Here is a 12,393-nt window from a genome sequence, read left to right on the forward strand (position 1 = left end):
ATCAGCCCCCTGCTATTGCTTGAAAGAGAAGAATAGTATCGCCATCGTTAATAAAATGAGTTTCCCAGTTATCACGAGGAATTATTGTTTCATTGATAGCGAGTGCCACCCCAATGGATGGCTGCTCTAACTGAATAAGGAGCTGACGGATAGTGACAGGCATATCCAGAGATAAAGATTCATCATTAACTATAATGTTCATGATATTCCCCGACAAACTGAGCACGAGGCTGATGGTGTTAAGCGTAAAGTGCTCCAGCTCTGTTTTTTACCATCGAAAAGACGCAGTTTTCCACTCAAAGAACTTGGTAAACCTGAAAGTAATTTAATTGCCTCAAGAGCTTGAAGTGTGCCAATGACACCAACAACAGGACCTAAAATACCCGCGGTGCGGCAATTTCTTTGTGGTTCGTTATTATCAGGGTAAAGACAGTGATAGCAGCCTTGAGTAAATGGGGGCTCAAACACCATTAATTGACCGCTAAAACCTACCGCACTGCCGCTGACAAAAGGAGTTTGCTGTTTTACACAAGCATGATTAATAGCCTGTCGAGTGAGCATATTGTCAGTACAATCGAGCACCAAATCGACGCGTTTTACTAAATCAGGTAATGAATCGCCATTTAATCTTTGTTTGTATGCCGTAACGGTGATATCAGGATTTAAGGCGAGTAGTGACTGCTTAGCAATTTCTGATTTAGCATCAGGAATATCTTTTGTACGATAAAGAATTTGACGTTGTAGGTTAGAAACATGCAAATCATCATCATCAACAAGAATTAATTCACCTACACCAGCACCAGCAAGATAAAGTGCAGCAGGAGAACCTAAGCCACCAAGACCGACAATCAGTACTTTGGCTTGCTGAAGTCTATTTTGTCCTTCTAACCCAATGTCTTCTAACATTACTTGTCGGCTATAACGCATAAACTCATGGTCATTTAGCATGATGGTTTCCCCTCGACTAATTCCAACAACTTATGAGTTACTTGTTGCCAGTCAGCGGCTTTGGTAATCGCACTGACAAGGGCAACACTACCAACACCAGTAGCAACTACATCAGGTACTCTTTCTAATGAAATACCACCAATAGCAACAGTAGGATAATCAGGTGTTTGCTTAACTTGTTGACGAAGTGCTTCTATCCCTTGTGGTTGAGAAGGCATATCTTTGGTGGTGGTTGGGAAAATATGCCCTAATGCAATGTAAGAAGGGCGTAATAATTTTGCTCTCTCTAATTCCAATTCGTTATGAGTGGAAATGCCAAGACATAATCCTGCTTGTTTAATGGCATCGAGATCAGCAATATCGAGATCTTCTTGACCAAGATGAACACCATAAGCGTGATGTTTTATCGCTAATTGCCAGTAATCATTGATAAAAATACGAGCATGATAATGGCGACCTAGTTTTATCGCTGTGATAATCTCTTGTTCAACGTCTTCTGGTTGTTTATCTTTTATACGTAATTGAAGCGTGGTAACGCCTGTTTTTAGCAGGCGTTCAATCCATTCTATAGAATCAACAACAGGGTAAAGTCCAAGTTTTTTTTCTGTTGGTGCAAAGGGGGTATTAGAGGATCTGTTCATTATCAGCAACCTCTACATTCGCAATTTCTGCACTATGATAAAGCTCACTACCATGCTCTTTAAAGGCTTGAGACATCTGTTCCATACCTGCTGCATAATCGCGAACTTCTTGGGTTATTTTCATTGAACAGAATTTAGGACCACACATTGAGCAGAAGTGCGCCACTTTACCTGATGCTTGAGGTAAAGTTTCATCGTGGTATTTACGTGCAGTTTCAGGATCGAGCGCCAGATTAAACTGATCTTCCCATCTAAATTCAAAGCGGGCTTTAGACATCGCATTATCACGAATCTGTGCCCCGGGATGCCCTTTTGCCAAATCGGCAGCATGTGCTGCGATCTTATAAGTAATAAGACCTTGTTTTACATCTTCTTTATTAGGTAAACCAAGGTGTTCTTTGGGAGTGACGTAACACAACATGGCACAACCAAACCAGCCAATCATTGCAGCACCGATACCAGAGGTAAAATGGTCATAACCCGGTGCGATATCAGTAGTTAGTGGTCCCAAGGTATAAAAAGGTGCTTCGTGGCAGTGCTCTAACTCTTCCGTCATATTGCGGCGGATCATCTGCATGGGTACATGACCAGGACCTTCAATCATCACTTGAACATCATATTCCCAAGCAATTTTTGTTAACTCGCCCAGAGTATGTAATTCAGAAAATTGGGCTTCATCGTTGGCATCTTGAATTGAACCTGGTCTTAGTCCATCACCGAGTGAAAGTGATACGTCATAGGCGGCACAAATTTCGCAAATTTCACGAAAATGTTCATAGAGAAAATTCTCTTTATGGTGTGATAAGCACCATTTCGCCATAATTGAACCACCACGAGAAACGATACCCGTTAGGCGTTTTGCCGTCATTGGTACATAACGTAATAGTACTCCAGCATGGATTGTAAAATAGTCAACGCCTTGCTCAGCTTGTTCAAGTAAGGTATCGCGGAATATTTCCCAGGTTAAATCTTCAGCAACGCCATTTACTTTTTCTAACGCTTGATAGATGGGCACCGTACCAATTGGTACTGGGCTATTACGAATAATCCACTCACGAGTTTCATGAATATAGCGACCTGTCGAGAGATCCATTACCGTATCAGCCCCCCAACGCGTTGACCAAATTAGCTTTTCAACTTCTTCTTCAATTGAAGAGGTCACAGAGGAGTTACCAATATTTGCATTTACTTTTACCAAAAAATTACGGCCAATAATCATTGGCTCTGATTCTGGGTGATTAATATTGGCTGGAATAATCGCACGACCAGCCGCTACTTCTTGGCGTACAAACTCAGGTGTGATGTTGTCAGGTAGATGAGCACCAAAGCTAAAACCCGCATGTTGTTGGCGCAATACTTCACTATGAATACGTTCACGCCCCATATTTTCACGAATAGCAATAAATTCCATTTCAGGGGTGATAATACCTTTTCGTGCGTAATGTAGTTGAGTGACTCTTTTTCCTGATAATGCTTTTTTAGGGCTTGGTTTTAAAGGAAAACGAAGGTGTTCTAACCCTGCATCAGAAAGGCGTTGTTGTGTAAAATCGGAGCTTAGTCGTGTTAACACTTCCGTATCGTTACGTTCATCAACCCAAGGTTGGCGTATTTTGTTTAAACCTTGATTTACATCGAGTTGAGATGTTGGGTCGCCATAAGGACCTGAAGTATCGTAAACAGGAACTGGCTCATTATCTTCAAAAACAGGTTCATTTTTTGTGCCACCTGTTAGTGTTTGAGCCAGTTGGATTTCACGCATTGGAATTTGAATATCAACGCGACTACCTTGAAGATAAATTCGATTTGAATTGGGAAAACTGACGCCTTGAATGGTGCTGATAAATGTCTGAGCCGCATCCCGCTGCTCTTTTCTCGGACGCTGTTTTTCTGAAATAGCCGTTGCTGTTGGTGAAATATCTTTAACAGATATAGATTGTTTTTTGGACATAGCATTTCCTAATAAATATCAATCAAGCTAGTAGCTTGTCGGGTGGATATTGAGAAAAATGCTTGTCTGGAGGTCGCAGGGAGTATCGACAGATAGGTGTGTAAAAAATATACGTGTAGAAGCTATCAAAAGGTCGAATCACTCTTGTTCCCTTCGCGGGTATTAACCCGATCAGGTTCCGCGGATCCCGAATAAACGGTCTCAGCCTGTGTTTATAACAACCTTATAAACACTAGGCACTCCGACAAGAAGAACGTTCAGTATATGAAAGATTTTAAAAACTACAAGTCTGATATCTGTTATTGATTTAAATTCCAACGTAACTGTTTCCAACTATTATCTGTTGAAATTTTGGCTAAGTGATTATCTGCATTAATGGTTATAACCTCATCGGCTTGATAACATAATGGTAAGTCATTACTTGAGTCAGTATAAAAGTAAATATAACTATTATTAATGTTATTCTCTTTTTTTCACTGATTTAAACGCGCCACTTTCCCTTCTCTAAATGTCGGTGTTCCTTCAACTTTCCCGTTGTAATAGCCACCCTTTATTTGCATATCAATGCCCATAGAAGTATCTGCATTAAGTAATTTTGTTATGGGATGGACAAGAAAAGAGAGGGTGGCTGAAATAATAATAACGGGAATGTTTTCTCTCTGATATTGAGCAATAACCTTGATCCCTTGAGGATAAAGCAATGGTTTGATAATGGTTTGAACATAATCATTAACCCATTGATTAATAGTGTTTACAGAGAAATGGTTAAAATAAGATAAATGTTCAAAAAGATAGTGCTCAATATTGAGTTTACCTGCGTAGTAATTTGAAATCATCTGTTTATCAAGTGCTAAAAAAGCCGGATCTTGAATGGTTTTTTTATCCCACAGATAATTTGTCCATAAACGACTTGAATCGCCACATAATAATGTTTCATCAAGATCAAATATGGCGAGTGAGATTATTTTATTCATAGTTATTTTACGCCTATCTTATTAATTATTTTTATATATTCTCGTAAAAAAATAGTGATGAATTATAAGGATTTTACATGATACATTGAGATAATTGGTTTAAAGAGAGTATCCTCTAGTCTATATCATCATTTTGGATAGAATCATCGTTATGCATTTATATACATTAACCGGAACAGAAAAAGGCTGGTGGACTGTCAGCCTTGGTGGGCGAGTTTGGTTACCACAAGGTGATCTGCCTTTTGGATTGGCTCAAGATTGGGGGCTAATAGGTAAACAAGCTAAAGTTGTTGGTGAATGGCAAGGTGAAAATGTTTGGCTTATTCATGGCAAAATGGATAACGATATGTGCTCACCTAGACTTATTGCTTCTCAAGATGAAAAATTATTTAAACTCGTTGGTAGAGGAGTACAACTAGCAGAGTTTTATCGCTCTCATCGTTATTGTGGTTACTGTGGTTCAAAAATGAGACATAGTGAAAGCGAATGGGCTTGTTTATGTGATAACTGTCATGAACGCTATTATCCGCAAATTGCGCCTTGTATTATTGTGGGCATTAGAAACCAAGATAAAATTTTATTAGCGCATCATGTCAGGCATAAACACTCGCCACTTTATACTGTGCTAGCTGGTTTTGTGGAAGTCGGTGAAACCCTCGAAGACGCTGTCGCGCGTGAAGTTTTTGAAGAGAGTAATATCCGTATTCGTAATATTCGTTATGTCTCTTCTCAGCCTTGGCCTTTCCCTCACTCTTTAATGATGGGATTCTTGGCTGATTATGATGGTGGTGAGTTACAACATGATCCATCAGAATTAACCAGCGCGGGTTGGTATCGTTATGATGAATTACCTCAAATTCCACCGTCAGATACGATAGCCCGACGTTTAATCGAAGACACGATAGCGAATATTCGCCAAGATGAAGCAAAAAACTAAATAAAGGTGCAGTCTGCCAACAGTTATTTTTCCAACATGTTACAATATAAGCTATTTTGCGGCCCTATTACTGTTAATGGAGTTAGTCATGAGTGAGTTGAAAAACGACCGCTATTTACGTGCGCTGTTGCGCCAACCTGTTGATGTCACCCCAGTTTGGATGATGCGTCAGGCAGGCAGATATCTTCCTGAATATAAGGAAACACGGGCACAGGCGGGGGATTTCATCTCATTGTGCAAAAATACAGAATTAGCGTGTGAAGTCACACTGCAACCATTAAGACGTTTTCCTCTTGATGCCGCGATTCTATTTTCTGATATTTTGACTATTCCTGATGCTATGGGACTCGGACTCTATTTTGAAACCGGTGAAGGTCCTCGTTTTCAATCACCAATAAAATGTCTTGATGATATTAAAAAATTACCTATTCCTGATCCTGAAGATGAATTAGGTTATGTGATGAATGCAGTTCGTGCTATTCGTCAGGCATTACAAGGTAGTGTGCCATTAATCGGTTTTTCTGGTAGCCCATGGACACTCGCTACTTATATGGTTGAGGGTGGAAGTAGTAAGGCATTTACGAAAATTAAAAAAATGATGTATGCCGAGCCACAAGCTTTGCATCTATTACTGGATAAACTAGCAGATAGCGTTATTCTCTATTTGAATGCTCAAATTAAAGCGGGTGCTCAATCTATCATGATCTTTGATACATGGGGCGGCGTATTAACGGGACGTGATTACCAACTCTTTTCACTACACTATATGCACAAGATTGTTGATGGTCTTATTCGTGAATATGATGGCAGAAAAGTACCTGTCACTTTATTCACTAAAGGTGGTGGACGTTGGTTAGAAGCAATGGCAGCAACAGGTTGTGATGCATTAGGTCTAGATTGGACCATTGATATTGAAGATGCACGACGTCGAGTAGGCAATAAAGTTGCATTACAAGGCAATATGGATCCTTCAATGCTTTATGCACCACCTGCAAGAATTGAACAGGAAGTTGAAACCATCCTTGCTGGATTTGGTAAAGGCAATGGTCATGTCTTTAATCTTGGGCACGGTATTCATCAAGACGTTCCACCTGAACATGCTGGGGCGTTTATTGATGCGGTTCACCGTTTATCAAAGCCTTATCATCAGGATAATGATTAATACTCAACAACTGCGTCAAGAGCAGACAGAAAAAGCTCAACAGATTATTTTAACCGATCAATTTTCAGCACCGACTTACATTGCGGGTGCTGATGTCGGCTTTGAAGACGGCGGCGCAGTCACTCGCGCTGCCCTTGTAATATTGCACTACCCCTCTTTTGAAATTCTTGAATATCAAATCGCTCGTATCCCCACATCACTTCCTTATATTCCTGGTTTACTTTCATTTCGTGAATGCCCTGCGTTATTAACGGCATGGCAGGCATTAAAACAAAAACCTGAACTGATTTTTGTTGATGGACAAGGTATTGCTCATCCAAGAAGGCTAGGAGTAGCAAGCCATTTTGGCTTGCTTGTTGACACTCCAACTATTGGCGTTGCTAAAAGTCGCTTATGTGGCGTTGATAAATCATTAAGTGAAGATGTCGGAAGTTATGAAACCTTAATGGATAAAGATGAACAAATAGGGTGGATTTATCGGAGCAAGAAAAAATGCAAACCTCTCTATATTTCTCCTGGTCATAAAGTGAGTATGAAGAGTGCGTTAGAGTGGGTCGAGCGGTGTATGAAAGGCTATCGATTGCCTGAACCTACACGTTGGGCTGATGGGATTGCTTCAAATAGGCGAATATTTGAGCAATTGAATAAGAATAAGCTCTAATTAGTCGGGAAATATGTGGATATTCTGAATTTTCAGGTAAACTGCGGCTAAGTTAAGAAAATGAGTAATTACGAATGTTGAAGAACCCAATCCATTTACGTCTAGAAAAGCTTGAAGGCTGGCAACACCTGACGTTTATGGCATGCCTGTGTGAGCGAATGTATCCTAACTATCAGGTATTTTGCCGTGAAACAGGGTTTACCGATCCAATGCTTTACCGTCGTATTCTCGATTTGGTTTGGGAAACTTTAACGGTAAAAGATGCCAAGGTGAATTTTGATTCACAATTGGAAAAGCTAGAAGAAGCTATTCCTGACGCATCTCAATTTGATATTTATGGTGTTTACCCCGCCATTGATGCCTGTGTTGCATTAAGTGAAATTGTACACTCCCGTTTAAGTGGAGAATCATTAAGCCATGCTATCGAAGTAAGTGAAGTATCTGTAGGTACTGTTGCCGCACTCGAAATGACACAAGCAGAAAGAGAAATGAGCGAGGAAGAGCTTAAAGAGCTCCCTGCCGTTATTGACGAATTTGATATCCAATGGGAAATTTATCGCCTGTTGGTTGAGTGCGAAGAACGAGATATTGAACTGATAAAAGGTCTGCGAACAGATCTTCGCGAAGCCGGAATGAGCAATATCGGTATAGAATTAACACACTAAATCAGGAAAACGTGATTTAGTGCTTGAAAAGCGACGTTTAAAGACTTCACATCACCCCAGTGTATGTTTTACATTGGGAACGAAAAGAAGTGGCTCAGGTGTTTTTACTTAATCAGTATTTTTTAAACATACTAATTAAGTTTTTCACCAGATGTTTTTCAAACGATAAAACATACTTTAAGGACTATTTTATGAACAAAGCTGAATTAACCGAATCAGTTGCTGAAAAAGCGGATCTGACAAAAACTCAAGCAAAAGCTGCTATTGAAGCGTTTATCGATTCAGTAACAGGTGCTCTGAAAGAAGGCGATTCTGTACAGTTAGTTGGTTTCGGTACATTCAAGGTGAATCACCGTGCAGAGCGTACTGGTCGTAACCCACAAACTGGCAAAGAAATTACCATTGCAGCTGCAAACGTTCCTGCATTCACTGCCGGTAAAGCACTGAAAGACGCTGTAAAATAATTCCTTTGAACGGAATGAACAATAGAGGGGGAGTCACTCCCCTTTTGTTGGGACAACAGGGGCTGTTAGCAATAGGATTAGTATTTTTGCTCAGCGCCTGCTCTTCTACCCCACGACTTCCTGAGTTTTCTGCAACAGGTTATATTGCAGACGAAGGTGTTGTTAGGTTATGGCGTCTTAATAATCAAGCGTCAGAGCCCCAAGTCATCATGAGTGTGTATAGCTTTTATCAAAAACCTGAAACTATCATCACATTTTATGAATATCGCCAAAATAAACTTTGGCAAATCCGTAGTGAAATTATAAATCCCACCAATCCTTCTTCTTGGCATCTTCGTTTAAATCAGCATGGTGAAGCGATTTTTATGCAGCAAGAAAATCGAGGTCAAAAACGACAACTAAGTGAAGATGAACGTCTATTCATGGTTTTCTCTGCGTCAAAAGAGCGTGAAATCAGTGAAGCATTAACTATTGGGCAAGTTAATTTAGTACAAGGTGTTTGGAGCCAAAATAGCATGACAACATGTGCTGGCGAAAAAGTGAATGTCTCATTTGAAGCACCAGAGCAGCGTTGGTTAAAAAGAAGGGCATTAAATTCGAGTAAACCCGTTTATGTAGCATGGCTTGATTCGCCAGAAGGTAACCAATTATTGATGGTTGCTGAACATGATTTTTGTAAATGGGAACCAACAAAAGAGAGTTTGTAATCACTCCCTTTTGTCGCTTTAACTTATTTTTTTAAACGCGCAATAGCACGATAGCCAATATCATGGCGATAAAAACTACCATTCCAATAAATATCTTTTGCTAATGTATAAGCATTTTTTTGTGCTTGTTCGATATCATCACCTAATGCCGTCGCACATAATACTCGACCACCTGCAGTAATAACTTTGCCTTTGTTATTCAACGTAGTACCCGCTTGGAATACTTTTGCTGTGGTAGATTCAGTTTGTTGTAGGCCGTAAATAACATCACCTTGGCGATAATCAGCCGGATAACCGCCAGCCGCAATAACGATGCCCAGTGCAGGACGAGGATCCCAAATAGAGTCTTTTCCTTTTAACTCACCTTTAGCGCCAGCTAAACAAAGTGCGACTAAGTCTGACTGCATTCGCATCATGATAGGCTGCGTTTCAGGATCACCAAAGCGACAGTTAAACTCGATAACTTTAGCAACACCTTGTTTATCAATCATCAAACCAGCATAGAGAAAGCCTTGATAGCAATGACCTTCTGCCGCCATACCTTTTACTGTTGGATAAATGACTTTTTCCATCACTTGCTGGTGGATGGCATCAGTAACAACAGGCGCTGGAGAGTAAGCACCCATTCCACCTGTATTCGGACCCGTATCACCATCACCAACACGTTTGTGATCTTGGCTGGTTGCCATAGGAATAACATGCTCACCATCAACCATAACAATAAAGCTGGCTTCTTCACCATCAAGAAACTCTTCGATAACAATGCGATGACCAGCATCACCAAAAGCATTACCTGCAAGCATATCCTTAATTGCGTTTTCGGCTTCAATCTCGGTCATCGCAACAATAACGCCTTTTCCTGCGGCTAAGCCATCGGCTTTAATAACAATCGGTGCGCCTATTTTCTTTAAATAATCTAGAGCAGGTGCGACTTGTGTAAAATTTTGGTAGTCAGCTGTTGGGATTTGATGGCGAGCTAAGAAATCTTTAGTAAATGCTTTTGAGCCTTCAAGTTGTGCAGCACCTTTAGTAGGACCAAAAATAGTTAAACCCGCTTCTTTAAATGCATCCACAACACCAATAACAAGCGGTGCTTCCGGTCCGACAATCGTTAGACCTATATCATTTTCTTTAGCAAATTTAACTAATGCAGGAATATCTGTGGCAGAAATTGCTACATTTTCCACCCCCTCTTCTAATGCTGTACCGGCGTTACCTGGTGCAACAAAAACGTGGGTTGCAAGTGGTGATTGAACGGCTTTCCATGCAAGGGCGTGTTCACGACCGCCATTACCAATAATTAAAATCTTCATATTGCTATCCTATTAGTGACGGAAATGACGCATACCTGTAAAAATCATAGCAATGTTATGCTCATTTGCGGCAGCAATAACTTCATCATCACGAATTGAGCCGCCGGGTTGAATAACACAAGTTACGCCAGCCAGTGCTGCTGCATCAATACCATCTCTGAATGGGAAAAATGCATCTGATGCCATAGCGCAACCAGCAACTTCTAAACCTTCATCCGCTGCTTTAATTCCTGCAATTTTTGCAGAGTAAACACGGCTCATTTGACCTGCACCAATACCAACAGTCATATCATCCTTAGCGTAAACAATGGCATTTGATTTGACGAATTTAGCAACTTTCCAGCAAAACAGAGCATCCTTTAATTCGCGTTCACTTGGTTGGCGTTGTGTGACAACTCTAAGGTTTTCTTCTTTTATCATACCTAAATCACGGTCTTGTACTAAGAGTCCACCGTTAACACGTTTAAAATCTAATGCAGGTTTCGCTGCTTGCCACTGACCACAATCTAAAACACGAACATTGGGCTTGGTTTCTAAAATAGGTAGCGCGTCTTTATTAATAGAAGGAGCAATAATGACTTCAACAAATTGGCGTTCAACAATAGCACTTGCCGTTTTTGCATCTAACGGGCGGTTGAAAGCGATAATACCGCCAAAAGCAGACGTTGGATCCGTTTTAAAGGCTTTGTCATATGCTTGTGTGAGAGTGTTCGCAATTGCAACACCACAAGGGTTAGCATGTTTCACGATAACACAAGCTGGCTCGGAAAAAGATTTCACGCACTCTAAAGCGGCATCGGTATCCGCGATATTATTATAAGAGAGTGCTTTACCTTGTAATTGAGTTGCAGTAGCAATAGATGCCTCTTCTATATTCTCTTCCATATAGAAAGCAGCTTGTTGGTGAGCATTCTCACCATAACGCATATCTTGTTTCTTTATATAGTTAAGATTTAAGGTACGAGGGAAGAGACCAGAAGGCTGAGAAGTATCACCGTAATAAGGTGCAACTTTTTGCCCAAAATAGTTAGCGATCATGCTGTCGTAAGCCGCTGTATGTTCAAATGCTTTAATAGCTAAATCAAATCGAGTATCAAATGTCAGGCTATTTTCATGGTTATCCATTTCTTCAATGACTTTTTCATAATCATTGTTATTAACCACGATGGTGACATCTTTGTGATTCTTTGCCGCTGAGCGAACCATGGTTGGTCCACCAATATCAATGTTTTCTACAGCATCTTCTAATGTGCAGTCGGCACGAGCAACAGTTTTAGCAAAAGGATAAAGATTAACAACAACCATATCGATAGGACGAATATGGTGTTCTTCCATGATTGCATCGTCTTGTCCACGGCGACCTAGAATACCGCCATGTACTTTAGGATGTAATGTTTTAACTCGACCATCCATCATTTCAGGAAAACCTGTGTAATCGGAGACTTCAATAACAGGTAAGCCTGCTTCTGCTAATAGGCGTGCAGTTCCACCAGTCGATAAGAGTTCTACATTTCTTTCAACAAGCGCTTTAGCAAATTCTAAAATGCCAGCTTTATCTGACACGCTTAATAGTGCACGGCGGATAGGACGAAGATGTTGCATGAGTTTTATCCCTTGGTTTTTGTATTACGGTAGTAATGATGAAGTTAAATCACATTAATACAGTGAAATTGTGTTTGCTTAACTAACATTTCAGAAGCGGAACACAAAATCAATCTAACTTATTTAGTGTGTATAATAACGCAATCGTTTGCGTTTGGCATTCAAAATTTGAGTGGAACATCAGTCTGTGGATAAAATTGTTGATAAGGTGGTATAAGTGGGGGTTTTGCTGTGGAATTAAGCAAACGATTTTTTTTATTAAAAAAACTATTGCCAGCCTCAGAAAACTCCCTATAATGCGTCCTCGTTGTCACGGCAAACCACGCTAAGTGAGTTAGCCGAGAGAACAGAAAAATAAAGTGGAAAGCCTT

General features: G+C 40.3%; 13 protein-coding genes and 1 riboswitch. Of the genes, 6 read left to right on the forward strand and 7 right to left on the reverse strand.

The features are described 5' to 3' along the window. Nucleotide 1 precedes the first annotated feature (1 nt). The 5 genes from thiS to ABN099_RS18320 all read right to left on the reverse strand — a co-directional run bounded on the left by thiS (nucleotide 2) and on the right by ABN099_RS18320 (nucleotide 4,511). Nucleotides 2-202, reverse strand: coding sequence for a sulfur carrier protein ThiS (gene thiS / locus ABN099_RS18300; RefSeq protein WP_349465860.1), 201 nt, complete (start codon nucleotides 200-202; stop codon nucleotides 2-4). Next, on the reverse strand, nucleotides 199-948 hold the full coding sequence (locus ABN099_RS18305) for a HesA/MoeB/ThiF family protein (RefSeq protein ID WP_349465862.1): 750 nt from the start codon (nucleotides 946-948) through the stop codon (nucleotides 199-201). The genes thiS and ABN099_RS18305 overlap by 4 nt, the downstream gene beginning before the upstream one ends. Beyond that, nucleotides 942-1,589, reverse strand: coding sequence for a thiamine phosphate synthase (gene thiE / locus ABN099_RS18310; protein ID WP_349465864.1), 648 nt, complete (start codon nucleotides 1,587-1,589; stop codon nucleotides 942-944). The genes ABN099_RS18305 and thiE overlap by 7 nt, the downstream gene beginning before the upstream one ends. Continuing rightward, nucleotides 1,573-3,537, reverse strand: coding sequence for a phosphomethylpyrimidine synthase ThiC (thiC, locus tag ABN099_RS18315; RefSeq protein ID WP_349465866.1), 1,965 nt, complete (start codon nucleotides 3,535-3,537; stop codon nucleotides 1,573-1,575). The genes thiE and thiC overlap by 17 nt, the downstream gene beginning before the upstream one ends. Nucleotides 3,538-3,668: 131 nt before the next feature. Continuing rightward, a riboswitch (TPP riboswitch) is annotated at nucleotides 3,669-3,791 on the reverse strand. Between the two features lie 219 nt (nucleotides 3,792-4,010). After that, the gene (locus tag ABN099_RS18320) at nucleotides 4,011-4,511 is read right to left on the reverse strand and encodes an HAD family hydrolase (protein WP_349465868.1); all 501 of its coding nucleotides are present in this window, start codon (nucleotides 4,509-4,511) and stop codon (nucleotides 4,011-4,013) included. 151 nt (nucleotides 4,512-4,662) lie between these two features. Between ABN099_RS18320 and nudC the strand changes: the two genes are divergently transcribed. The 6 genes from nudC (at nucleotide 4,663) to ABN099_RS18350 (ending at nucleotide 9,107) form a co-directional block, all read left to right on the forward strand. Next, nucleotides 4,663-5,448 carry an NAD(+) diphosphatase gene (gene nudC, locus ABN099_RS18325; RefSeq protein ID WP_349465870.1) on the forward strand — a complete coding sequence of 262 codons (786 nt, stop codon included), beginning with the start codon at nucleotides 4,663-4,665 and terminating at the stop codon, nucleotides 5,446-5,448. Between the two features lie 88 nt (nucleotides 5,449-5,536). Further along, the gene (hemE, locus tag ABN099_RS18330; RefSeq protein WP_349465872.1) at nucleotides 5,537-6,610 is read left to right on the forward strand and encodes a uroporphyrinogen decarboxylase; all 1,074 of its coding nucleotides are present in this window, start codon (nucleotides 5,537-5,539) and stop codon (nucleotides 6,608-6,610) included. After that, the gene (gene nfi / locus ABN099_RS18335) at nucleotides 6,603-7,271 is read left to right on the forward strand and encodes a deoxyribonuclease V (protein ID WP_349465874.1); all 669 of its coding nucleotides are present in this window, start codon (nucleotides 6,603-6,605) and stop codon (nucleotides 7,269-7,271) included. The genes hemE and nfi overlap by 8 nt, the downstream gene beginning before the upstream one ends. A gap of 74 nt (nucleotides 7,272-7,345) precedes the next feature. Next, nucleotides 7,346-7,936, forward strand: coding sequence for a YjaG family protein (locus tag ABN099_RS18340; protein WP_349465876.1), 591 nt, complete (start codon nucleotides 7,346-7,348; stop codon nucleotides 7,934-7,936). Nucleotides 7,937-8,127: 191 nt separating this feature from the next. Next, nucleotides 8,128-8,400 carry an HU family DNA-binding protein gene (locus ABN099_RS18345; protein ID WP_064718078.1) on the forward strand — a complete coding sequence of 91 codons (273 nt, stop codon included), beginning with the start codon at nucleotides 8,128-8,130 and terminating at the stop codon, nucleotides 8,398-8,400. A 14-nt stretch (nucleotides 8,401-8,414) separates the two neighbouring features. Beyond that, nucleotides 8,415-9,107, forward strand: a complete 693-nt coding sequence (locus ABN099_RS18350) for a DUF1481 domain-containing protein (RefSeq protein WP_349465878.1) — start codon at nucleotides 8,415-8,417, stop codon at nucleotides 9,105-9,107. A 23-nt stretch (nucleotides 9,108-9,130) separates the two neighbouring features. Here ABN099_RS18350 and purD read toward each other — a convergent pair whose 3' ends face one another. Beyond that, the gene (gene purD / locus ABN099_RS18355; RefSeq protein WP_349465880.1) at nucleotides 9,131-10,420 is read right to left on the reverse strand and encodes a phosphoribosylamine--glycine ligase; all 1,290 of its coding nucleotides are present in this window, start codon (nucleotides 10,418-10,420) and stop codon (nucleotides 9,131-9,133) included. A gap of 12 nt (nucleotides 10,421-10,432) precedes the next feature. Next, nucleotides 10,433-12,022: a bifunctional phosphoribosylaminoimidazolecarboxamide formyltransferase/IMP cyclohydrolase gene (gene purH / locus ABN099_RS18360; protein ID WP_349465882.1), complete on the reverse strand. Its 1,590-nt coding sequence runs from the start codon at nucleotides 12,020-12,022 to the stop codon at nucleotides 10,433-10,435. Between the last annotated feature and the right edge of the window lie 371 nt (nucleotides 12,023-12,393).

The sequence above is a fragment of the Proteus hauseri genome, from assembly GCF_040139125.1.
In the GTDB taxonomy this organism is placed as follows: Bacteria; Pseudomonadota; Gammaproteobacteria; order Enterobacterales; family Enterobacteriaceae; genus Proteus; species Proteus hauseri_B.